This is a genomic window from Paraburkholderia sp. MM5384-R2, assembly GCF_014201025.1.
Classification (GTDB): domain Bacteria; phylum Pseudomonadota; class Gammaproteobacteria; order Burkholderiales; family Burkholderiaceae; genus Paraburkholderia; species Paraburkholderia tuberum.
The window spans coordinates 675,725-699,525 of sequence record NZ_JACHDI010000001.1 but is presented as its reverse complement, the minus strand read 5'-3'; the positions used below and the strand labels follow the sequence as shown (position 1 = coordinate 699,525).

Below are 23,801 nucleotides of genomic sequence, written 5' to 3'. Positions count from 1 at the left end.
GATCGACGATGCTGCAAGCCACTGAAGCCAATTTCGACGGCCTGGTCGGCCCGACTCACAACTACGCGGGCTTGTCGTTCGGCAACGTCGCGTCGCAGAACAACGAGAAGTCGGTCGCGAATCCGAAGGCCGCCGCGCGCCAGGGTCTGCGCAAGATGAAGCAGTTGGCGGACCTCGGCTTTCATCAGGGCGTGCTGCCGCCGCAGGAGCGTCCGTCGATGCGTCTGTTGCGCGAGCTCGGTTTTTCCGGCGACGATGCTTCGGTGATCGCGCGCGTCGCGAACAACGCACCCGAACTGCTCGCGGCGGCGAGTTCGGCCTCGGCGATGTGGACCGCGAACGCGGCGACGGTGAGCCCGTCCGCGGATACGCACGACGGCCGCGTGCATTTCACGCCGGCCAATCTGTGCAGCAAGCTGCATCGCGCGATCGAACATGAGTCGACACGCCGCACGCTGCGCGCGATGTTCAGCGACACCGACCGCTTCGTCGTGCACGAGGCGCTGCCCGGCACGCCCGCGCTCGGCGACGAGGGCGCGGCGAATCACACGCGTTTTTGCGAGCAATACAAGGCGCGTGGTGTCGAATTCTTCGTGTATGGCCGCAGCGAGTATCGTCGCGGGCCGGAACCGAAGCGCTATCCGGCGCGCCAGACGTTCGAGGCGAGCCGCGCGGTCGCGCATCGTCATGGCTTGCAGGAAGCGGCGACCGTGTACGCGCAGCAGAACCCTGAAGTGATCGACGCGGGCGTGTTCCATAACGACGTGATCGCGGTCGGCAATCGCAACACGCTGTTCTGCCATCAGCTCGCGTTCGTCGAGCAGCAGGCGGTGTACGACGAGCTGCGCGCGAAGCTCGCGAGCCTGCACGCAGGGTTCAACGTAATCGAAGTGCCCGACGCCCAGGTCAGCGTCGCCGATGCGGTGACGTCGTATCTGTTCAACAGCCAGCTGCTGACTCGGCCCGATGGCAAGCAGGTGCTGGTCGTGCCGCAGGAGTGCCGCGAAAATCCGCGCGTGGCCGCGTATCTGGATGAGCTGACTTCCCACAGCGGTCCGATCGACGAAGTGCTCGTGTTCGATCTGCGCGAGAGCATGAAGAACGGCGGCGGCCCCGCATGTCTGCGGCTGCGCGTCGTACTCGACGACACCGAACGCGCGGCGGTCGCGCCGGGAGTGTGGATCGACGATACGCTGTTCGGCCGTCTCGATGCGTGGATCGAAAAGCACTACCGCGATCGTCTCGCACCCGCCGATCTGACCGATCCGAAGCTGCTGGTCGAGTCGCGCACCGCGCTCGATGAGCTGACGCAAATCCTCGCTCTGGGCTCGCTGTATGACTTCCAGCGCTGAGCACGCGATGGCGGCCCCGAGCGCGATGCTCGACGATTTTCTCGCGTGGACGCTCGCGGGGTCCCGGCCTGCCGCGCAGCAAGCGCAAGGCACCTGTGCGAACGGCGTGCGCTGGACGTGGCAGGGCGACGGTGTGCTCGTCATCGAGCCCGCGGAGCGGCACGCGGACATCCGTAGCGTGCTCGTGTCGGCCGGCGTGCATGGCGACGAAACCGCGCCGATCGAACTGCTGTCGCGCATCGTCGCCGATATCGCGCAGGGCCGCGCCGTGCTTGCATGCCGGTTGCTCGTGATTCTCGGCAACATCGAGGCGATGCGCGACGGCGGCCGCTATCGCGACGACGATCTGAACCGGCTGTTCAGCGGCCGTCATCTGCAACTGCCGCACAGTCATGAGGCGCCGCGCGCGGCCGCGCTCGAACAGGCCGCGACGCGCTTTTTCGCCGATGCATCCGCCACGCCCGGCGCGCGCTGGCATATCGACATGCATACGGCGATCCGCGCGTCGGTGTTCGAGCGCTTCGCGCTGTTGCCGCATACCGGCAAGCCGTTTGCGCGCGCGATGTTCGAATGGCTCGGCGACGCGCGTATCAGCGCGGTGCTGCTGCACACGACGAAGGGCAACACCTATTCGCACTTCACCGCGCAAGCGTGTGGCGCTGCTGCGTGCACGCTCGAACTCGGCAAGGTGCGGCCGTTCGGCGAGAACGACCTGACACGCTTCGAGGGCGCGGATCTCGCGGTGCGCGCGCTGCTGGCCGGCACGCGAGCCGACGCGCAAGCCGCTCTGCCGCGGGTGTTCACCGTCGTCGATCAGCTGACCAAGCAAAGCGACGCATTCGAGCTGCTGCTCGCGCCGGACGTGCCGAACTTCACGCCGCTCATAAAGGGCAGCTTGCTGGCGCGCGACGGCGACTATCAATACACGGTGCAGCGCGACGAAGAGCGCATCGTGTTTCCGAACCCGACGGTCAAGCCCGGGCTGCGCGCCGGTCTGCTCGTCGTCGACACCACCGCCGATACGCTGTCCAGGCTTGTCTAGACAGGTTCCATGTACAATCGCGGGCCTCGCGGCTGTCGCATCTACGGGTCACGCCGGCCGCGCGAGTCCGAAGCGCGGCCGGCGTAATCCGCCTGTGCGCGCCGAATCGGCTCCGTTTCAGTCCACACCGTAAAGGAACATCCGTAATGAAGAAGAATTGGCCCAACCTGGCCGCGCTCGCGCTGGTCGCGACGGCGGTGTTGACGGCAGGCACCGCGTCGGCGGCTGAGATCAAGGAAGTGCGCTTCGGCGTCGAGGCGTCGTATGCGCCGTTCGAATCGAAGTCGCCCGCTGGCGAGTTGCAGGGCTTCGACATCGACGTCGGCAATGCCGTGTGCGCGAAGCTGAAGGCCAAATGCGTGTGGGTCGAGAACTCGTTCGACGGCCTGATCCCGGCGCTCGAAGCGCGCAAGTTCAGCGCGATCAACTCGGACATGACGATCACCGACCAGCGTCGCCAGGCGATCGACTTCACCGATCCGATCTACACGATCCCGAACCAGATGATCGCGAAGAAGGGCAGCGCTCTGCAGCCGACGCCCGCATCGCTGAAGGGCAAGCACGTCGGCGTGCTGCAGGGCACGATCCAGGAAACCTATGCGAAGGCGCGCTGGGCGCCGGCCGGGGTCGACGTCGTGCCCTATCAGACGCAGGACCAGATCTACGCGGACCTCGCGTCGGGCCGTCTCGATGCGTCGTTCCAGGACGCCGAAGCGGCATCGAAGGGCTTTCTGAAGAAGCCGCAGGGCGCGGGCTTCGAGTTCGCCGGTCCGGCCGTCAGCGACGACAAGCTGCTCGGCGCGGGTGTCGGCTACGGCGTGCGCAAGAACGACAAGGCACTGAAGGATGCGCTGAACGGCGCGCTGAAGGAGCTGAAGGCGGATGGCACGATCGACCGCCTCGCCGCCAAATACTTCGACGTGAAAGTCGTGCTGAAGTAACGATGCATCGAAGTGTGCAAAACGGCCGCGCGTTGCGGCCGTTTTGCTTTCTGCACGCGTGTCGCAAACGTTCAACAAATATTTCGAGATATTGCCTCGTAAGCCTGTTCGTGCCCAATGACGCTGCGATAAAATTGCGACGCACACTGCGCGCGCGACGGAGCTTGCAACGTCACAGGAACGCGCCAACGTGCAGCGAAAAACAGAACATAGCGGCCAGGCGCCAGCGGCGCCGAGCGGGGGACTGGAATGACCACCATCGCAATCGAGACTCTGAGCCACAGCGGCACGACCGACGACGCGTCGCTCACCGCCAGCTACGCAAGGCAGCCCATTCTGAATCGGGACGGCATGCTGTGCGGCTATGAGATCAAGGTGCGTGCGCCCGAGCTGCCGCTCGCCGACGCGGACCGCATCGCCCCGCAAGCCGATACCGATCTCCCTGCCGAAACCGACGCGTTGCCGGGCCGCGCGCCCACGGCGGTGCAACGCGTCGCGCGCGCGATCGTGCGCGGGCTCGTGCAGGGCGACGTGCGCGGCGCGCTGACCGGCCATCCGGCCTACGTCGACGTGAGCCGCGAGCTGCTGCTCGACGACGCGATCCTGAGACTGCCCGCCGAGCGCTTCATGCTCGAGCTGCCTTCATCGCTCGAAGTCGACGACGCGTTGATCGCGCGTATCGTGTATCTGCATGGCCGCCGCTACCGCTTCGCGCTCGACGACGTCACGCAGCCCAACGAGGCTTTCGCGAAGCTGCTGCCGTACGCCGAAGTCGTCAAGATCGACGTCACGCGCACCCCGCGCGCGCTGCTGCCGAAGCTCGCGAGCGTGCTGAAGTCGGCTGGCAAGCTGCTGCTCGCATCAGGTATCGATGCGCAGGCCGACTTCGAAACGGTGCACGAGCTCGGCTTCGACCGCTTCCAGGGTTATTACTTCGCGCGCGCGCAAAGCTCGGCGACGCGCCGCGTCAGCGCGCCGCGCCACGCGCTGCTCAATCTGCTGCAACTGCTCGCGGGCGACCCGACGGTCGCGCAGCTCGAAGCCGAGCTGAAGCTGAACCCGGTGCTCGTCATGCATCTGATGAAGCTCGCGAATTCGAGCGGCCTCGCGGTCGGTCACAAGGTGACGACGCTGCGCGACGCGATCAACGCGACCGGCACCGACCGCATCGCGCGCTGGACGCAACTGCTGCTCTACGCAGACGGCCGCAAGGTCGCGCTGGAGGACGATCCGCTGCTGCAACTCGCGGCCACGCGCGCGCGCTTCATGGAACTCGCGATCGAGCGCATGCCCGAGGCGGGCCGCGACGAAGCCGATGCGGCCTTCCTGACCGGTGTGTTTTCGTTCGTCGATGCGGTGTTCGGCGGCTCGCTCGAAAATACGCTGAACATCCTTACGCTGTCGCGACCGATCCAGGCCGCGATTCTGCATCGGGAGGGCAGGCTGGGTCTGCTGTTGAGCGCGGTCGAAGCGCTCGAAGGCGGCGCATGGGAGCGCGTCGCCACGCTATGCGAGCGTCTTGCTCCGTTGACCGTGGAAGAGGTCGCGCAGATGGGTCTCGCGGCCGGCGCATGGGCTGGCGTCGCGGATCGCAGCGCGGAAGGGCTCGAGCGAATCGAGGATTGAGTGGGGTAAAAGCCCCACACGGTGCCCGGATAAAATCGTTTGCGGGCAAACACGGAAAGGATCGACGTGAAGCGGCGTGATCAACGATCACGCCAGGTCTTCACATCGTCTCCATTTCCCGCATCTGCCCCTGGCCGAAAAAACGTCCTAACTCCCGTGCCAGTTCGTTGAGCACGCTCATCTCCTTCTGCGAGATGCGGCGCGCCTCCTGCGTATGCGACCAGTCGCCGTAGAGCAGCGCGACCGTCTGATCGGTTTCGTCGACGATCGGCAGCAGCACGAACGCGCGCGCGTCGTCGAACGAGCGCCGGAACCACTCGGGCAGCCGCGCGACCATCTTCGGATCGCGCGCATTCTCGATGAAGATGCCCACCGAGTTCGCGATCGCGAGATGAAATACGTCGGGTTCGAACGCGGTGCTGAACGAGAGCCGCGGCAGCGCCGCGTCGATCTTCGGCCCGAAGCCGAGACGCGCCTTGAACGTGCCGCTGCTGTGCTTGACGTACACCACGGTGCGCGAGAAGCCGAGCGCCGCGAGCACGGTCTCGGCGGCCATCGCGAGCGTCGGTGCGAGCGGGCTGCCCTCGGGCAGGCCGCGCAGATCCTTCACCCCGATCTCGATGCGCGCCTCGGGTGTAAGCGCCTCGCGCGCGATCGCATCGGCATTCGCGCGTAACTCGACGATCTCGCGCATCACGCTGTCGCCGCCATCCTCACGCGATAGCGCGACGCTCATCTGCAGCAGCACCTCGGGGTCGGTGTTCAGCGCGCCGCTATACTCGTGCGCAAGCTCGCCGATGCGTGCCTCGCGCTCCCCCTCGGGCATGTTCTGCTGGGTGAGCACGTCGGCGACCGCGGTCGAGTAATTGGTGATCGCGCGTAGCCACTGCACCTGGCGCGGTTGCGTCACATCCTCCGGATCGAACTCACCCATGCCCGAGCGGATCGTGTCAGGCAGGCGCCAGCGCACCGCGGCTTCGGCGCCGATTTCATCGAACGTCACGCCGAGCACGAGCACGCACGCATCGGTTTCGAGTGCGCCGCCGTCGATATGGCGGCGAATCTGGTCCCATTCGGCGTCGAGATAGAACACGACCAGCAGCTTGCCGATCTGCCGCATCAGCGTGCAGACCACCGCTTCCTCACCGGCGCGCAGGTCGCCGCGCTCGGTCAGCTTGCGCGCGACGCAGCCCGACAGCAGCGTGCGGTTCAGTTCGAGTTTCGCGTCGATGCGGCGCGGCGCGCTTTGATGAAAGTGATCGACGATCTTCAGACCCACGACCAGATGGCCGACCGCATCCATGCCGAGCACCATCAACGCGCGCGACACGGTCGTGATGTTGCCGCCGAACGCGATGTACATCGCCGAGTTCGCGAGGCGCAGCACCTTCTGGGTGAGCGCGAAGTCCGACAGCACCACTTGCACGAGGCCGGTGAAGTCGAGGTCGTCGTTGGTCACTGCCGCCATGGTGGTGCGCAGCGATTGCGACAGCATAGGGAAATCGCCGCGCTCGCTCATTCGCGTCCAGAGCCGGTCGAGCACTGCCGCCTTTACCATGTGAGTCCCGCAAAAGCCATACGTGTTCCAGTGAATGCCATGCCGGTCGTGAGCCGGCTTGTTGCGCTGCCTGGGCGTCGTGTCTGCATCGCCCGTTACGCGCCGTGCAACTGAAGCTCGCGCGATTCGAAGCGCTGCGCGAGTTCCTCGGACGGCAGCGCCTTGCAAACGAGCCAGCCCTGAATGTGATCGCAGCCCATCTCGGTGAGCAACGCGCGTTGCGCTTCCGTTTCGACGCCCTCGGCTACCAGTTCGAGGTCGAGCGTTTGCGCAAGGCCGACGACAGCGCTAACGATTGCCTGATCGTTTCGCGAGGTTAGCAGATTCTCGACGAAACTCCGGTCGATCTTCAGCTTCGCGAGCGGAAAGCGCTGCAGGTACGCGAGGCTCGAATAGCCGGTGCCGAAGTCGTCGACGGCGAAGCGGATGCCCATCGCGGTCAGCTCTTCGAGCAAGCCTTTCGCGTGCGCCGGATCGTGCATCAGCAGACTTTCGGTGATCTCGAAGACGAGGCGGCGCGGATCGATGCCGGTCAGCTCGATCGCCTCGCACACCGAGTCCTTGAAGCGCGGATCGCGAAACTGCTGCGGCGACACGTTGACGGCCACGTACTGCAGCGAGATGCCCTTGGCGTCCCACTGGATCAGTTGCATGCACGCGACCTTCAGCACCCAGTTGCCGAGAAAGTTGATGAGCCCGATCGACTCCGCGAGCGGAATGAACATCGACGGCGGCACGAGGCCATGCACCGGATGCGTCCAGCGAATCAACGCCTCGACACCGACCACGCCCCGCGTGCGGCTGCTCGTGATCGGCTGGAAGTGTAGCGAAAACTCGCCGTTGCGTACGCCGTCGTAGAGGTCGGCCTCGAGCTTGAGGCGCTCGGCGTCGGCCGGGTTGTCGTCGGGTACGTAGAACGCCAGCGTGTTGCCGCCCGCGGCCTTCGCCTGCAACAGCGCGTGGTCGGCCCAGCGCAGCAGGTGCGTGTCGTGGCCGCCGGTGTCGTTGGCGTGGCGCACGTCCGGGTACAGCGCGATGCCGATGCTGGCCGACAGGTGCACCTGCTGACCCTTGAACACGTACGGCTGCTGGATCGCGGTCAACAGACGCCGCGCCAGCGCTTCCGCGGCCGCCGCCGCGTCGGTGCGGCTCGCGGCAGGCTTCACGAGGATCGCGAACTCGTCGCTGGCGACGCGCGCGATCGTTTCGTTCGGGCTCGTCATGTTCAACAGCCGCCGCGACGTGTCGCGCAGCATCTCGTCGCCGGCGTCGTAGCCGAGTGCGCGATTCACGCGCTGATAGTCGTCGAGATCGAGCAGCAAGAGCGCGACCGGCGTGCCGTGCGCGTCGGCCTTCTGTTGCGCGTCGAGCAACGCGTGCAGCAAGCCCGACTGGTTCGGCAGGCTGGTCAGCCGGTCCAGATGCAGCGCCTGGGTCAGGCGCTCTTCGGTGGCGCGCCATGACGACACGTCGAAGCCGGCGATCGCGTAGCCGTCGACGCCGTCGTGGCTGCTGCGCACGACCCGCAGCTCGACCGTGATCGGATAGGTCAGCGACTTGACGAGCCCGAGCGTCGCTTTCTCGACGTTGCCCGAGGCCGCCGCGAGCTTGAGCAGCGCGTCGAGGCGCGGCACGTCGGCGGGCGCGACCAGATCGTGCAGCGTCGCGGTTTTCAGGTATTCGCGGTGATAGCCGATGAAGCGCAGGCTCGCGTCGGACACGTAGATGAAGCGCAGCGCGTCGTCGACGTGCGCGAGCAGATCGACCGCGCCGACCACCTGTTCCAGTGGGGGCGGGCGGTTCGCGCTGCTCGGCTGGTCGTCGTCCTCGCGCCGGCCGAACGCCCGCAGCCGGTCGATGACCGTGCGCAAGGAGCCCCGGCGGGGCGCGGTGATCGTGTTCGCTTCCATGTTTGTCGCTGGCAACCTGGGTTCGTCCGCGGGCGGGGCTGCTTGTCCTCCGCTCCGGGCGGCCAGGAGATAGCAGGCCGCCCCATCAGAACGAGATAACGACGCATGCGGGGAAATCTTTAGCGGCCCGTGGAGAAAAACATCTGGTAAGGAGAAGCCCGGCGCCGTCGCCGGGACGATTCGGTTAAAGTGACGTCGCTTCGCGGCCGTTAACACGGCGAATCCCCTTTAATTGGCGACGCTGATGACGTCGCGCTGCATAGACTTTCCGAACCTTGCACTGATGATCCATGTCCGAACGCCCCGTCGTCAGGTCCGCCAGAGCCCCACGGCCCGTCCCGCGGGACGTCGAGGTGCGTGATGTCCTCGCCGGCGCGTCGGCCGGCTATCGTGAGCACGGGGAGCTGGACGCTGCCCCGCAGTACGTCTATGTCGGCCGCCAGCCGATTCTCGATCGCGATGGCGCGCTTCACGCCTACGAGCTGCTGTTCCGTGCCGGAACGTACAACTACGCCGAAATCAGCGACGACACGCAGGCCACCGCGCAGGTGGTCGCGCGCACGATCGGCGGAATCGGCGTACCCGCCGTGCTCGGCCAGCATCGCGGCTTCGTCAATATCGATCGCGCGCTGCTCTTTAGCGACATCGTCCATCTGATGCCGCCCGAGCGCTTCGTGCTCGAAATCCTCGAAACCGTGCGCTACGACGCCTCGCTCGCGCGTCGTCTCGGCGAGTTGCGCGGCGCCGGCTTCCAGGTCGCGCTCGACGACGTGCACGATCTGTCCGACGAGCTGAGCGCGATGCTGCCGTACGCCGACATCGTCAAGATCGATTTCCTGCAGACGCCGCGCCGCACCGTCGCGCAGCTCGCGTCGACGCTGCGCGGCCACGGCAAGACGCTGCTCGCCGAGAAGGTCGAGACGCGCGAGGACTTCGCGCTCGCCCACGAGCTCGGTTTCGATCTGTTCCAGGGCTACTTCTTCGCGCGGCCGCAGGTGCTGGCCGCGCCGCGCAACCGCTCGCTGCGTCCGGGCCTGCTGCGGCTGCTCGCGTTGCTGTCGCGCGACGCCGGCATCGTCGAGCTCGAGGCGGAGCTGAAGGTCAACCCGGGCGTGGTCGTGCAACTGCTGCGGCTCGTCAATTCGAGTGCATTCGGCCTCGGGCGCAACATCGCGTCGCTGCGCGAGGCGATCATCGCGACCGGCACGCGGCAGATCGCGCGCTGGGCGCAACTGCTGCTGTACGCGGACACCGGCGAGTTGCCGTGGCGCGCCGATCCGCTCGTGCAACTGGCGGCGACGCGCTCGCGCTTCATGGAACTCGCCGCGAACTGGCTGCGTCCGGCCGACGGCGAATTCGCCGACGCCGCGTTCATGACCGGGATTTTTTCGCTCGTGCACATCGTGCTCGACAGCACGCCGGACACGGTGCTTGAGAAACTCGGCCTCGCGCCGCAGATTCGCGACGCGATCGTCGCGCGCAAGGGCGAACTGGGCGCGCTGCTGCTGATCGCCGAGGTCGCGGGCGAGGGCGGCGACGCGGCGCCGGTCGCGACGGCGGCGGGCTTCCACGCGCTGACGCCCGACGTGCTGTCGGAGCTGAACCTGTCGGCGGCGGCGTGGTTCGGCGCGCACGTGGCGGAATTGGGCGTTTGAGGCGTCGAGCTCGCGCGCCGCACCCTTTCGATTCGCCTGTGATCCGGGCGACGACCCACGCCGCGTGCGCATCCGTGGTCCAATAGAAAGTTCAGCGACGGCCTGTGACGTCGGCCGAAGCTGTCTCCAATGGACCCGATCAATTGCGTGCGCTCACGCGTGGAGGAGCAGATGAAGACAAAACACATACCGGCGGTACTGGCCGCCGTCATGGCGTTCGGATTCGCAATGCATTCGCCGCTCGCCTCGGCAACCCTGAAGCCCGGCGATACGGCGCCGACGTTTACCGCCGAGGCCTCGCTCGGCGGCAAGACCTACGCGTATTCGCTCGCCGACGAACTGAAGAAGGGCCCGGTCGTGCTGTACTTCTATCCGGCCGCGTTCACGAAGGGCTGCACGATCGAGGCGCACGAGTTCGCCGATGCGGTCGACCAATACAAGAAGTACGGCGCGACGGTGATCGGCGTGTCGCACGACAACATCGATACGCTGACGAAGTTTTCGGTCAGCGAATGCCGCAGCAAATTCCCGGTCGCGGCCGACGCCGACGCGAAGGTGATCAACGCATACGACGCGGCCATGCCGTTCAAGGCCGGCATGGCGAATCGCGTGTCGTACGTGATCTCGCCCGACGGCAAGATCATCTACGAGTACACGAGCCTGTCGCCCGACAAGCATGTCGAGTACACGCTGAACGCGCTCAAGGCGTGGTCGGCCGCGCATAAGGGGCAGTGAGGGGCAGTGAGGAGCCGAACGCGCCGTCGCGTTTGCCCGCGCTAGCCGACCAAAACCATTTGCCGGATGAGCTTGCGATGCCGATTGTCGTTGCGTTGATTGCGCTGATCGCGCTGGGGTACGGCGCGGTGCGTGCCTTTTATGCGCTGCAGGCCGCTTTCGGGCTGGCGGTGGCGGAGGGTGTGGCTGTGCTGGTTGCGTTGCTGACCGCCGGTGCGCTCGCGTACTGGCGGCAGCGGCGCCGCGAAGTCGCGCCGAACGTGCGCGACGGCGACTGGACGCACGAATTGAAGGGCAGTTGGGGCTCGGTGCGGCTCGCGGCGGCCAAGCGGCTCTGCGAGATTCGCGTCGGCGACCAGCAGGGCGCGTATATCTTCGCCGATCTGCTCGGCGCCGAAGCACAGGGCCGCGACGCACAGGCGCGGCTCGCGCTGAAGGTCAAGGACTCACGGCACGGCGAGTGGCTCGTGCCGATGTCGAACGAGCGGGCGGCGCGCCGATGGCAGCGGATTTTCTCGCTGGCCATCGAGCAGAAGCTGTGAGCGCCACCTTCACTACATCATGACGACGTCGGCGCCGCGCCACCCGCGCGGCGTGCCTTTCTCTCCTCCCAGCGCACGCGGATGCGATCCATGTACAGATAGACGACCGGCGTCGTATAGAGCGTCAGCATCTGGCTGACGATCAGCCCGCCGACGATCGAAATACCGAGCGGCGCGCGCATCTCCGCGCCTTCGCCGCTGCCGAACGCGAGCGGCAACGCGCCGAGCAGCGCGGCGAAGGTGGTCATCATGATCGGCCGGAAGCGCAGCAGACAGGCCTGGTAGATCGCGTCGCGCGACGACATTCCCTTGCGCGATGCGTCGATCGCGAAGTCCACCATCATGATCGCGTTCTTCTTCACGATGCCGATCAGCAGGATCACACCGATCAGCGCGATGATGCTGAACTCGGTCTTGAACAGCAGCAGCGCGAGCAACGCGCCGACGCCCGCGGACGGCAGCGTCGACAGGATCGTCAGCGGGTGGATGTAGCTCTCGTACAGGATGCCGAGCACGATGTACACCGCCGCGAGCGCGGCGAGGATCAGCATCGGCTGGTCGGACATCGACTGCTGGAACGCCTGCGCGGTGCCCTGGAAGCTGCCGTGAATCGTGGCGGGCATGCCGATCTCGGCCATCGTGTCGTAGATCGCCTGCGTGGCGGTGGACAGCGACACGCCCGGCGGCAGGTTGAACGAGATCGTCGAGGCGACGAACTGGCTCTGGTGATTGACCGATAGCGGCGTGGTGCCCGGCCCGAAGCTCGCGATCGCCGACAGCGGCACCATCGTCTCCTTCGCGGTCGACACCGCCGAGCCCGACGACGCGCTCGACTTGCCGCTCGCCGCGATGGAGTTGATGGCCTGATTGCGCGCGGAGTCGGCTGCGATGCTGGCCGCGCTCGTCGCGGTGGTGGCGGCCATGCCGCCGGTTGCCGCGCTCGTCGTGGTCGACGTGCTGGTCGCTCTGGACGTCACGGTGCCGGCCGGCGCGTTGGTGGTCTGCGCGCCGCTCGCGCTGCCGCCCGACGTGCTGACGAAAATCTGCTTCAGCATCTCCGGGCTCTGCCAGTATTGCGGCGCGACTTCCATCACGACGTGATACTGGTTCAGCGGGTTGTAGATCGTCGACACCTGGCGCTGGCCGAACGCGTCATACAGCGTGTTGTCGATCTGCGCGGGCTTGATGCCGAGGCGCGATGCCGTGGCGCGGTCGATCGTCACCATCGCTTCGAGACCACCTTGCTGCTGGTCGGAGTTCACGTCCGCGAGTTCCTTGCGTGCCTGCAGCGCCTCGGTGAGCTTGGGCCCCCACTTGTACAGATCGGGCGTCGAGTCGGCGAGCAGCGTGAACTGATACTGCGCGTTCGACTGCCGGCCGCCGACGCGGATGTCCTGCACCGCCTGCAGGAACGTGCGCGCGCCGGCCACGTCGCCGAGCGGCGCGCGCAGTTGCTGGATCACCTGATCGGCGGACAGCTTGCGTTCGCTTTTCGACTTCAGCGACACGAACATGAAGCCCGAGTTGGTCTGCCGGCCGCCGGTGAAGCCGACCACGCTGTCGACCGCGGGGTTCTTGCCGACGATCGCCATCATCTCCGAGAACTTGCCTTTCATCGCCTGGAACGACGTGCTCTGGTCGGCCTGGATGCCGCCGATCAGGCGCCCCGTGTCCTGCTGCGGGAAGAAGCCCTTTGGCACGATGATATAAAGCGCCACGTTCAGCGCGATGGTCAGCAGCAGAACCATGACGATCAGGAGCGGATGGACGAGCGCCCAGCCGAGCGTGCGCTCGTAGCCGCGATGCATCGACGTGAAGCCGCGTTCGAGCCAGCGGCCGAAGCGGTTTTCCTCATGCTTTTCGTGCGGCTCGCGCAGGAGGCGCGAGCACATCATCGGCGTGAGCGTCAGCGATACGACCAGCGACACCGCGATCGCCAGCGACAGCGTCAGCGCGAACTCGCGGAACAGCCGCCCGACGATGCCGCCCATCAGCAGGATCGGCAGGAACACGGCGACCAGCGAGATGCTGATCGACATCACCGTGAAGCCGACCTCGCGCGCGCCGAGGAACGCGGCCTTCATGCGCGGCACGCCGTCTTCGATGTGGCGCGAGATGTTTTCGAGCACGACGATCGCGTCGTCGACGACGAAGCCGGTCGCGATGGTCAACGCCATCAGCGACAGATTGTCGATCGAGAAGCCCATCAGGTACATCGCGCCGAACGTGCCGACGATCGAGATCGGCACGGCCACGCTCGGAATCAGCGTGGCGCGCCAGTTGCGCAGGAACAGGAACACCACCATCACGACGAGCGCGATCGCGATCACGAGCGTGCGCCCGGTGTCCTTCAACGACGCGCGGATCGTCGTCGAGCGGTCCGAGGTCGGCGCGATGTCGACGTCGGCGGGCAGCGACGCGTGCAGTTGCGGCAGCATCGCCTTCACGCGGTCGACGGTCTCGATGATGTTCGCGCCCGGCTGCCGGTACAGGATCACGAGCACCGAGCGCTTGCCGTTGAAGAGACCGAGATTGCGCAGATCTTCGACCGAATCGACGACTTCGCCCATGTCGGAGAGTTTGACCGGCGCGCCGTTGCGATAGGCGATGACGAGGTCCTTGTACTGCGACGCCTTGCTTGCCTGGTCGTTGGTGTACAGCTGTACGCGGTTCTCGCCGAACTCGATCGAGCCCTTCGGGCTGTTCGCGTTGGCCGCGGCGAGCGCCGCGCGCACGTCCTCGAGGCCGATGCCGTAATGCGACAGCGCATGCGGCAGCAACTCGACGCGCACGGCCGGATTCGCCGAACCGCTGACATCCACTTCGCCAACTCCCTGCACCTGTGACAACGACTGCTGCAGCACCGTCGCAGCCGAATCGTAGAGCTGGCCCGCCGTCCGCGTGCTCGACGTCAGGGCGAGAATCAGGATCGGCGCGTCGGCCGGGTTGACCTTGTGGTAGGTCGGGTTGCTGCGCAGGCTCGCGGGCAGGTCGGCGCGCGCCGCGTTGATCGCCGCCTGCACGTCGCGCGCGGCGCCGTCGATGTTGCGGTTCAGGCCGAACTGCAGCGTGATGCGCGTCGAGCCGACCGAGCTCTGCGACGTCATCTCGGTGACGTCGGCGATCGAGCCGAGATGCCGCTCGAGCGGACTCGCGACGCTCGTCGCGACGGTCTCCGGGCTCGCGCCCGGCAGCGTCGCCTGCACCGAGATGGTCGGGAAGTCGACCTGCGGCAGTGGCGCGACCGGCAGCTTCGTGAACGCGAATACCCCCGACAGCGCGATGCCGATCGCCAGCAGCGTGGTGGCGACCGGACGGGAGATAAACGGACGCGACAGGTTCATCGCTCAGTTCCCTGCATCGGTGGCGGGCGGCGTGGCGCTACCGGACGAATCGCCGCGGTTAAAGCGCTCGCGCAGCCGGCGGCCGAGCGAATCGAACGCGAGGTAGATCACCGGCGTCGTGAACAGCGTCAGCAACTGGCTCACGATCAGGCCGCCGGCGATCGCGATACCGAGCGGCCGGCGCAGCTCCGAGCCCGCGCCGGTGCCGAGCATCAGCGGCAGCGCGCCGAGCAGCGCGGCGAGCGTGGTCATCAGGATCGGCCGGAAGCGCAGCAGACACGCCTGGTAGATCGCCTCGCGCGGCGGCTTGCCTTCCTCGCGTTCGGCGTAGAGCGCGAAGTCGATCATCATGATCGCGTTCTTCTTCACGATACCGATCAGCAGTACGATGCCGATGATGCCGATGATGTCGAGATCGTGGCCGGTGATCAGCAGCGCCAGCAGCGCGCCGACGCCGGCCGACGGCAGCGTCGACAGAATCGTGATCGGATGGATGAAGCTCTCGTACAGCACGCCGAGCACGATGTACATCGTGACGATCGCCGCGAGGATCAGGAACAGCTCGTTGGCGAGCGACGCCTGGAACGCGAGCGCCGCGCCCTGGAAGCGCGTCTGGAACGACGCGGGCAGACCGACGTCCTTCTCGGCCTGCTGGATCGCCTTGACGGCCGCACCGAGCGACGAACCCGGCGCGAGGTTGAACGACACCGTGGTGGCCGGGAACTGGCTCAGGTGCGTGACGAGCAGCGGCGCGGGTTGCTCGATGAACTTCGCGATCGACGACAGCGGCACCTGGCCGCCCGTCGACGTGGAAGAGGGCAGGTAGATCGAGTTCAGCGACGTGGTGTAGTGCTGCATCGTCGGCTGCGCTTCGAGAATCACGCGGTACTGGTTCGACTGCGTGAAGATCGTCGAAATGATGCGCTGGCCGAACGCGTCGTACAACGCGTTGTCGATCGTGGCCGGTGTGATGCCGAAGCGCGCGGCGGTCGCGCGGTCGATCTCGATGAATACCGAGCGGCCGTTGTCCTGCAGATCGGTCGCGACGTCCGCGAGCTCGGGCGACTGCTTCAACCGGTCGACCAGCTTGGGCACCCACGTGGTGAATTCGCTGATGTTCGGATCGGTCAGCATGAAGTGATACTGCGTCGGGCTGACGGTCGAGTCGATCGTCAGATCCTGCACCGGCTGCATGTACAGCGACGCGCCCGGAATATGCGCGACGTCTTTCTGCAACTGGCGGATCACCTCGCTCGCGGTATTGCTGCGGTCGTCGCGCGGCTTCAGGTTGATCAGCATGCGGCCGCTGTTCAGCGTGATGTTGCTGCCGTCCACGCCGATGAACGAGGTCAGGCTTTCGACGTCCGGGTTCTTCAGGATCTGGTCGGCGAGCGCCTGCTGACGCTCGGCCATCGATGCGAACGACACCGACTGCGGCATCTGCGTGATCGCCTGGATCACGCCGGTGTCCTGCACCGGGAAGAAGCCCTTCGGCACGAACACGTACAGCAGGCCGGTCAGTACCAGCGTGAGCACCGCGACGACCAGCGTGGAGCGCTGACGGTTCAGCACCCACGTGAGCGCGACCGCGTAGCGCGCGATCACCCAGTCGATGAAGCGGTGCGCCTTCGCCTCGAAACGGTGACTGTCGTGCGGCGGCGTGTGGCGCAACAGCTTCGCGCACATCATCGGCACGAGCGTCAGCGACACGACCGCCGAGATGACGATCGTCACCGCGAGCGTGATCGCGAATTCGTGGAACAGGCGCCCGACCACGTCGCCCATGAAGAGCAGCGGAATCAGCACCGCGATCAGCGAGACCGTCAGCGAAATGATCGTGAAGCCGATCTGCTTCGAGCCCTTCAGCGCGGCTTCGAGCGCCGTGTCGCCTTGCTCGACGTAGCGCGCGATGTTCTCGATCATCACGATCGCGTCGTCGACGACGAAGCCGGTGGCGATGGTCAGTGCCATCAGCGACAGGTTGTCGAGCGAGAAGCCGCACAGGTACATCACCGCGAGCGTGCCGATCAGCGACAGCGGCACCGACAGGCTCGGAATGATCGTCGCGTAGATGTTGGCGAGGAACAGGTACATCACCAGCACGACCAGCACGACCGACATCGCCAGTTCGAACTGCACGTCGCGCACCGACGCGCGGATCGTCGTGGTGCGGTCGGTGACGACCTCGACGTCGAGCGCGGCGGGCAGCGACTGCTGCAGCTGCGGCAGCAGCGCCTTGATGCTGTCGACCACCTGGATCACGTTCGCGCCTGGCTGGCGCTGCACGTTCAGAATGATCGCGGGCGTGTTGTCGACCCACGCGCCGAGCTTCGTATTCTCCGGTCCCGCCACGATGCTCGCGACGTCGGTCAGCATCACCGGACGGCCGCTCTTGTACGCGACCACGGCGCTCTTGTATTCGTCGGCGTCGGTCAACTGGTCGTTCGAGTTGATCGTGTAGTTGCGCGTCGGACCGTCGAAATTGCCCTTCGGCGTGTTGACGTTCAGGTTCGAGATCGTGGTGCGCAGGTCGTCGAGATTCAGGCCGTACGCGGCGAGCGCGCGCGGGTTCGCCTGAATGCGGATCGCCGGGCGCTGGCCGCCCGACAGGCTCACGAGACCCACCCCGGCGACCTGCGAAATCTTCTGCGCGAGACGCGTGTCGGCGAGATCCTGCACCTGCGTGAGCGGCAGTGTCTTCGACGTGATCGCGAGCGTGATGATCGGCGCGTCGGCCGGGTTGACCTTCGCGTAGATCGGCGGCGCGGGCAGGTCGGACGGCAGCAGGTTGCCCGCCGCGTTGATCGCCGCCTGGACCTCCTGCTCGGCGATGTCGAGCGGCAGGTCGAGGCTGAACTGCAGCGTGATGATCGACGAGCCGGCCGAGCTTTGCGACGACATCTGGTTCAGCGACGGCATCTGCCCGAACTGCCTCTCGAGCGGCGCCGTCACGGACGACGTCATCACGTCCGGGCTCGCGCCCGGATAGAAGGTCTGCACCTGGATCGTCGGATAGTCGACCTCGGGCAGCGCGGACAGCGGTAGAAAGCGCAGCGCGACGAGGCCGACCAGCATGATCGCCGCCATCAGCAGCGCGGTGCCGACAGGACGCAGAATAAAAGCGCGGGATGGATTCATGCGGTATGTGCCGTGCCTTTACTTTATTGCGATGCTTGCGCCGCGTGCCGGCCGCGATGCGCGTGCGCGGCCGAGGCGCTCGCCGGAGCGCTCGCGCCGTGCGCGCCGGATGCGGCCGATGCGCCGGACGCGCCACGCGGCCGCTCGGCCGGAATCGTGATCTTCGCGCCTTCGCGCAGCCGGTCCGAACCGTCGATCACGACGCGCTCGCCGACCGCGAGGCCCGACTGGATGCTGGTGCGCTCGCCGTCGACCGGGCCGACCTTGACCTGGCGCACGGTGACCGTGTTGTCGGGCTTCACGACGTACACGAAGCTACCCATCGAGCCGTTGAGCACCGCCGAGGTCGGCACGATCACCGCGTTCCTGATCGTATCGACGAGCAGGCGAGTGTTGACGAACTGGTTCGGGAACAGGCCGTTGTCCTTGTTCTCGAAGATCGCGCGCAGTTTGATCGTGCCGGTGGTCGTGTCGATCTGATTGTCCATCGTCTTTAGCGAGCCGACTTCGAGCGGATGCGTGTTGCTGCGGTCGTACGCGGTGGCCGACAGCGACTCGCCGTTCTGCGTGTGCTGGATGATCTGCTGCAGATTGTCTTCGGAGGTCGTGAACAGCACGCTGATCGGATCGAGCTGCGTAATCACGACGATGCCGTTGGTGAGGCCCGAGGTCACGTAGTTGCCCGGGTCGACCTGGCGCAGACCGACGCGCCCCGACACCGGCGCGGTGATGCGCGCGTACACGAGGTCGAGCTTGAAGCTGTCGATGTTCGCCTGATCGGACTTCACCGTGCCTTCGTATTGCCGTACCAGCGACGCCTGCGTGTCGACCTGCTGACTCGCGATCGAGTCCTGCGCGAGCAGCGTCTGATAGCGCTTCAGATCGAGACGCGCGGTGGCGAGCAGCGCCTCGTCGCGCACCAGCGTGCCCTCCGCGTTGCGCAGCGAAATTTCGTACGGGCGCGGGTCGATCTGGGCCAGTACGTCGCCCTTCCTGACCATCTGGCCTTCCTTGAAATAGACGTCCTGCAGCACGCCGCTCAGTTGCGGCAGCACGGTGACGGTGGCGAGCGGCGTGACCGTGCCGAGCGCGGTCAGCACGACCGGCATCTCGCCCTGCGTCGCGGCGGCGACGTGCACCGGCTGCGCCATGTTGGCCATCGCGTTCTGACCGCCACGGCCGAAGCGGCCGCTGCGCGCGCCGCTCGCCGCCCCCGGCGCGCTCGCGCCGCTGCCGGGGCCGCCCCACGGATGCCAGCGCCACAGCACGACGCCGAGCACGACCAGCGCCGCGACGATCAGCGCGACAGTGCGGCCGCGGTGGCGTTTCACCGCGCCGGGCGCGCTCGATTGCGCGCCGTTCGCGGACGGCTGGGAAGCGGCAGGGCGTTGAGTTTCCGGGTGCTTTTGTTGTTCGTCCATCGGTTCGGTCGGGTGGCTGGCTTGATGATGTGAGCCGCCGATGCGCTCGCCGCCATTCGAAGGCGGTGGGCCGGCACATGGGCGGCATGTCAGGCGGTCGTGGCGGCGGGCGCCGCGCAATGTTCAGCGCGATGCTACCCGAGGCGCGGGACAGGGATGTTAACGCAATGCGGAATCATCACGGCTGGACGCGGTCGTTTCGACGACGCTCGCGGCTCGCGGCGCGCGGTCCCGCGACGGGATGCGTGATCGTACGTTGCGGCGTCTGTAACAGTCCAGCCGCGTATTTTTCGGTTGATTACGAAGGTTACAGCATGTCGGCGCATCGTCGGGCGAGGGCGGGCCGCCGTCGCCACTCTCGCAGATCACGGGCGGCTGGCGCCGCGTTCGCTCCGCGCGGGGCGCCGTTTGGCGCCCGTTGCCGCCGACGGCTTATTCGTCGAGCCGGCGCCCCGGCGTGCCGCCGATCTCCAGGACGATCTTGTCGATGCATTCGAGCAGCGCGGGCGCGGCGTGCGCGATCAGCCAGTCGCGCGGACATTGGTCGGCCGAGCCGCCGCAATTGACCGCGTAGCGCTCGCCCGACGGCCCGACGAAGCCGAGCGCGATCGCGTTCAGCCCGTTGTACCACTCGCCGGTGGCGATTGCGAAGCCGCGCTCGAGGGTGTCCTGGATCGCGCTTGCGAGACGGCTGCCGATATAGCCCCAATCGTCACCTTCGGCCGTCTGCAGGCCGACCAGTAGACGGTCGCGGTCCGGTTGCGCGAGCGCCGCGAGGTACGCCCGGCCGACGGCGGTGCGCGTCAGGCTCATGCGCGAGCCGATTTCGAGTCGCGACACGAGCACCGCCGAACGCGGCCGGATCGCGTCGATGACGACCATGTCGTAGCGGTCGCGCACCGCCAGATGCACCGACAACGCGGTGCGTTCCGCGAGTTCGATCAGAAACGGCCGCGCGCGCGAGCGGATGTCGAAGTTGCGCAGAAAGCCGTTGCTCAGTTCGAGCACCGACGAGGTCAGCACGAAGCGCTCGCTGTCGGGTAGTCGCAGCAGAAAACCGGTGCCCACGAGCGTCGCGGTGATGCGCGACACGGTGGGCTTCGGGATGCCGGTCAACTCGGCGAGTTCGCGATTGCTGAGTGGTGCATGCGCGGCGGCGACGGCGCGCAGTACGGTCAGGCCGCGCGCGAGCGCGGTGACTTCATCGCCTGGACCGTCTCGGTCTTTGCTGGCGGGGACCTTGGCGGCGATGGGTTGGTTGGGAGTGGATCGGTTCATGCGTTTTTATGGAACAGCATTTCAAATTGTTCGTGCGATAACCTGTTGACGGCCGCTCACGGAGGCAGGGACATCTCCAAACCGGGGCACCCATTCATACATTTTTAAGAAAAGTCATTGTATCGGAAGAAATTGCCGATCGATGGTCGACTACATCTTTTTGCTTGACTTAGTCAGCATAACCATAAAAAATGGAACCGCATTTCGAAAGTCGCTTGTCTCCGCTGCATTTTGGTGCTCGGGAGCGGAAAAATCCCAAAATCCAGGATCGATTGCCCGTCCAATGCGCTTACGCCTTTCGAATGACCTTCTCTCAGGTTCTAGCACGGCCCTCGGAATGGCTAGAACTTTTTAAGGCGTCACGGCAACGTGACGCTTTTTTTTTTGTTATGGGTGCACAACAAAGTTTGCGGGAAGTGAGGGAGAGCGGTTCAGATTCAACAAAGTCTGCGGCGACGCGTATTTTTATTGTGCAATGCGCCAATAATGGTGACAGATTGCTGCTCTGCCTCGGCGATGCAAACCGGAGCACTTTGTCTCAACGCCGAGATCACGAGCGCGAATGCGGATTTCCACGAGTGGTTCAACCAAGTCATACGCTTGGGGCGCCTCAATTGCGCTATCGCGCAATTGCTTGAGAACTCCAGAGGTAAAGGTTCGTGCAGAGGTGGCGGTTCGTGCCGCTGCCTTCAGGGTCAGCCATCCGTAAGTGACGGCATAGTCATCGGGGCTGCGAAGTATCTCGGATTTTATCCAAGACTGCCCTAACGCAGTCCAGTTGGGACTGTGGCGATGCGCGCGAGCGGCATTTTGGAGTGACAAAAGTTTGCCACCGAGCTCAGAATCATCTCCTGTACTATTTCCAATAAGCGCTTCGATGTCATCCCAGAATCCCGCTGGGAGTTCCGGTTCTACATCGTCGTCCATATGGTTTTCATTAATTTTTGACGCGGCGAAAGCGGCGCGGAGGAACGCGATCGCGTGGCCTTGTGTAGTTGCGAGAAGAATATCTCGATGGGGGAAAGAGGTTGCCGAACGGCCAGGTATGGGCATAGTCGTCCCCTTCTTGACCACTGACGGGATACGGCTCGTTGAACAGCGCTGAAGCATCGATCGGGAATCCATACTCGGTCGATTTGAGTGCATTGAGCAAACCATCGCACAGCTCGGCAACCCGTTCCGGGGTGAAACTGCAGGCGGCCGCAAGTGCTGCACGGACAACGCGCGCGCTATTTTCCCCGTCGAGCGTAGTGCCGCTCAGAATTGCATCGTAGCCAGATAAATCGGGAGCGTCAGCAGAGCGAACTGTGATATCGCACCGCGCGAGGTCGATATTCAGAAGTAGGTTCTGTGAGGGGCGTGCGCTTTGACGCTCTCTCTTTTCCAGTTGGCGGAGGTAATCGATTGCCTCGTCGAATTTTCGCACTTCAGCAGCCACACAAGCAGATTCCCATTGGAACCTCGGGATTAGGTCGCTACTGTTCCAACCGCGCAACAATGCGTATCGTTCCTCAGCCGGAGAGTCGGAGCATCGCAACTCGTTAAAAACTTCTAGGCGAATGCGCTGACTGGTCGGATGAAGAGAAAGCAGCCTCTCGATTTCTCGGCGCCTCTGTCGCGATTTTCAGCGTCTCCAGGCCACCAACCACGTGCGCGTGCCTCGGCAGCCAAAAGCGGTACAAAATCAGCCGTCGTAACGGCCTTAAGGCACGGCCAACTCGCCTCCATGTGTGCACTACGATTTTTGTCGCCATAGCGAGTACGGATCAACTCGCTCAGAAGGCCTCACCATCTGCGTCAAGTTCTTCGCCAAGCGACGTGAGGCGATTGAATGCCTCTTCGTCGTGGCCAAGCATCCATTCACAGTACGCTACCTTCGATGCGATTCTCGGCTCAGCTGCATCGAGCTTGTAATAACCCAAGGCTGCCAGTTCATACTGATGTGATGTCACGCAAGCGTCAGCAGCGCACTCAACTCCCCAATCTGGATTGGGTTGATGATGCATCTGGAGAAGTCGAAGATCGTGTATTGCAAGGACAGCAATCGCACTGGCACTTATCCGAACGTGCAGTTTACGTTCCTCGGTTTTACGTTTAGACCGGGAGGGGCATTGAGCAAACACCAGCGGCGATTTACTGGCTTTCTGCCAGCGGTGAGCAGCGAAGCCTTAAAGCGGATGAGACAGCACGTGCGAAGTTGGCGAATACACCGACGAACATCGGCGACGCTGGATGAACTTGCGCAGCAATGCAACACGACGATACAAGGGTGGCGGAACTACCATGGGGCGTTCTACCGGGCGGCGATGCACAGCCTCTTCGGCTACATCGACCTACGGCTTATGCGGTGGACTCGACGAAAGTACAGGAGGCTGCGGCAGCGCAAGCGACGTAGTGCAGAATGGCTACGCAAGATGAAGTTCACCCACCCCAGGTTGTTTGTCCACTGGCGTGTCGTCGGCGTATCGGTCGGATAACGGGAGCCGAATGAGTTAAGAGGCTCACGTTCGGTTCTGCGAGAGACTCGGGGTGCAACTCCCCGGGTCTACTCACCTCATAACAGCACCGAACGGACGCTCGTCGTGAACGCACACTAGAGGAAACTGCTCAAGCCACGATTGGCACGGCGCGCTCGACCTTGGAAGGGGGTCTCAGCCAGCCACGATGATCCCGCCGATCACGCCGGTCTCGAGTGGGCATCCTTTTGTTTTCGGAATGTCCTATATTCGCGGCAGGTGATCCCGATCACCAAGCTCGCTGCCGCGGCGGGCCGTCCGGGCCGGTTGCGGAACGCGCACGCTGACCATTACTGAGTTCTCACGCTTGACCCCGGGCTTCGCTTTCGCGGTGCCGACCCTGTGAATCGATTGACGTTTTAAGTTTCGCTTAAGTTTCGATCTCTACGGTTACGCCTCCGAAGACACGGTCGCCCCGAAGGCATGCGCGGACAGATGTTAGGCAAGCGCACCGACAGCGGTATCCGAACAAGCCCGAGCTTCGCGACGCGTGCGTAGCGAATGAGCGTGGCGGGCGTCGCCATGCAAAGTTGGCATCGGGTCCGGCCTCTCTTCATTCGTGACGGCACGCGAGCCGAGTCGCCGTCGTTCAATATCACCGCTTCCCGCCGTTCCTTCATGAGTTTTCCCACATTCGAAGTGCCGGCAGCACGCACCGGCAAACTTCTGTTTTTCCGTTCGACCTCTTGCGTCCACGCGACGGATGCGCCGGCGCTTTGCTCGCCGCCACTCGCGCGGCCACG

General features: G+C 65.0%; 17 protein-coding genes. 8 read left to right on the top strand and 9 right to left on the bottom strand.

Going from position 1 to position 23,801, the window contains the following annotated elements; all coding sequences use genetic code 11:
* Positions 1-11: 11 nt before the first annotated feature.
* The 4 genes from astB (at position 12) to HDG37_RS03250 (ending at position 4,961) form a co-directional block, all read left to right on the top strand.
* Complete coding sequence (gene astB / locus HDG37_RS03265; protein ID WP_184044502.1) at positions 12-1,352, top strand: N-succinylarginine dihydrolase; 1,341 nt, start codon at positions 12-14, stop codon at positions 1,350-1,352.
* Positions 1,336-2,394: a succinylglutamate desuccinylase gene (astE, locus tag HDG37_RS03260; RefSeq protein ID WP_184044220.1), complete on the top strand. Its 1,059-nt coding sequence runs from the start codon at positions 1,336-1,338 to the stop codon at positions 2,392-2,394. The genes astB and astE overlap by 17 nt, the downstream gene beginning before the upstream one ends.
* Positions 2,395-2,540: 146 nt before the next feature.
* Positions 2,541-3,335, top strand: coding sequence for an ABC transporter substrate-binding protein (locus tag HDG37_RS03255; RefSeq protein WP_090804009.1), 795 nt, complete (start codon positions 2,541-2,543; stop codon positions 3,333-3,335).
* 249 nt (positions 3,336-3,584) lie between these two features.
* Positions 3,585-4,961 carry an EAL and HDOD domain-containing protein gene (locus HDG37_RS03250; RefSeq protein ID WP_184044218.1) on the top strand — a complete coding sequence of 459 codons (1,377 nt, stop codon included), beginning with the start codon at positions 3,585-3,587 and terminating at the stop codon, positions 4,959-4,961.
* Between the two features lie 100 nt (positions 4,962-5,061).
* Here the strand turns inward: HDG37_RS03250 and HDG37_RS03245 are convergent, their stop codons facing one another.
* Together HDG37_RS03245 and HDG37_RS03240 are read right to left on the bottom strand one after the other, a co-directional pair.
* Complete coding sequence (locus HDG37_RS03245; RefSeq protein ID WP_090804012.1) at positions 5,062-6,519, bottom strand: HDOD domain-containing protein; 1,458 nt, start codon at positions 6,517-6,519, stop codon at positions 5,062-5,064.
* A gap of 95 nt (positions 6,520-6,614) precedes the next feature.
* The gene (locus HDG37_RS03240) at positions 6,615-8,429 is read right to left on the bottom strand and encodes a bifunctional diguanylate cyclase/phosphodiesterase (protein WP_184044216.1); all 1,815 of its coding nucleotides are present in this window, start codon (positions 8,427-8,429) and stop codon (positions 6,615-6,617) included.
* A 353-nt stretch (positions 8,430-8,782) separates the two neighbouring features.
* On the opposite strand from HDG37_RS03240, the gene HDG37_RS03235 reads away from it, so the two are divergent.
* The 3 genes from HDG37_RS03235 to HDG37_RS03225 all read left to right on the top strand — a co-directional run bounded on the left by HDG37_RS03235 (position 8,783) and on the right by HDG37_RS03225 (position 11,361).
* Positions 8,783-10,084 carry an EAL domain-containing protein gene (locus HDG37_RS03235; RefSeq protein ID WP_184044214.1) on the top strand — a complete coding sequence of 434 codons (1,302 nt, stop codon included), beginning with the start codon at positions 8,783-8,785 and terminating at the stop codon, positions 10,082-10,084.
* A gap of 171 nt (positions 10,085-10,255) precedes the next feature.
* A complete protein-coding gene (locus tag HDG37_RS03230) occupies positions 10,256-10,819 on the top strand; it encodes a peroxiredoxin (RefSeq protein WP_184044212.1) in 564 nt (187 codons plus the stop codon).
* Between the two features lie 77 nt (positions 10,820-10,896).
* Positions 10,897-11,361: a hypothetical protein gene (locus tag HDG37_RS03225; RefSeq protein ID WP_184044210.1), complete on the top strand. Its 465-nt coding sequence runs from the start codon at positions 10,897-10,899 to the stop codon at positions 11,359-11,361.
* Positions 11,362-11,378: 17 nt separating this feature from the next.
* Here HDG37_RS03225 and HDG37_RS03220 read toward each other — a convergent pair whose 3' ends face one another.
* The 7 genes from HDG37_RS03220 to HDG37_RS03190 all read right to left on the bottom strand — a co-directional run bounded on the left by HDG37_RS03220 (position 11,379) and on the right by HDG37_RS03190 (position 22,548).
* A complete protein-coding gene (locus HDG37_RS03220) occupies positions 11,379-14,705 on the bottom strand; it encodes an efflux RND transporter permease subunit (protein ID WP_184044208.1) in 3,327 nt (1,108 codons plus the stop codon).
* A 3-nt stretch (positions 14,706-14,708) separates the two neighbouring features.
* Positions 14,709-17,843 (bottom strand): MdtB/MuxB family multidrug efflux RND transporter permease subunit, encoded by a 3,135-nt coding sequence (locus tag HDG37_RS03215; RefSeq protein ID WP_184044206.1) that lies wholly within the window; start codon positions 17,841-17,843, stop codon positions 14,709-14,711.
* 23 nt (positions 17,844-17,866) lie between these two features.
* On the bottom strand, positions 17,867-19,264 hold the full coding sequence (locus tag HDG37_RS03210; RefSeq protein WP_184044204.1) for an MdtA/MuxA family multidrug efflux RND transporter periplasmic adaptor subunit: 1,398 nt from the start codon (positions 19,262-19,264) through the stop codon (positions 17,867-17,869).
* 432 nt (positions 19,265-19,696) lie between these two features.
* Positions 19,697-20,542 carry an IclR family transcriptional regulator gene (locus HDG37_RS03205; RefSeq protein WP_184044202.1) on the bottom strand — a complete coding sequence of 282 codons (846 nt, stop codon included), beginning with the start codon at positions 20,540-20,542 and terminating at the stop codon, positions 19,697-19,699.
* 465 nt (positions 20,543-21,007) lie between these two features.
* Positions 21,008-21,469, bottom strand: a complete 462-nt coding sequence (locus tag HDG37_RS03200) for a hypothetical protein (protein WP_184044200.1) — start codon at positions 21,467-21,469, stop codon at positions 21,008-21,010.
* Between the two features lie 10 nt (positions 21,470-21,479).
* Positions 21,480-21,980: a hypothetical protein gene (locus HDG37_RS03195; protein WP_184044198.1), complete on the bottom strand. Its 501-nt coding sequence runs from the start codon at positions 21,978-21,980 to the stop codon at positions 21,480-21,482.
* Between the two features lie 337 nt (positions 21,981-22,317).
* Positions 22,318-22,548, bottom strand: coding sequence for a hypothetical protein (locus HDG37_RS03190; RefSeq protein WP_184044196.1), 231 nt, complete (start codon positions 22,546-22,548; stop codon positions 22,318-22,320).
* Here HDG37_RS03190 and HDG37_RS39960 point away from each other — a divergent pair.
* Positions 22,540-23,019: a group II intron maturase-specific domain-containing protein gene (locus HDG37_RS39960; protein WP_311540910.1), complete on the top strand. Its 480-nt coding sequence runs from the start codon at positions 22,540-22,542 to the stop codon at positions 23,017-23,019. The genes HDG37_RS03190 and HDG37_RS39960 overlap by 9 nt on opposite strands.
* Positions 23,020-23,801: the final 782 nt, after the last annotated feature.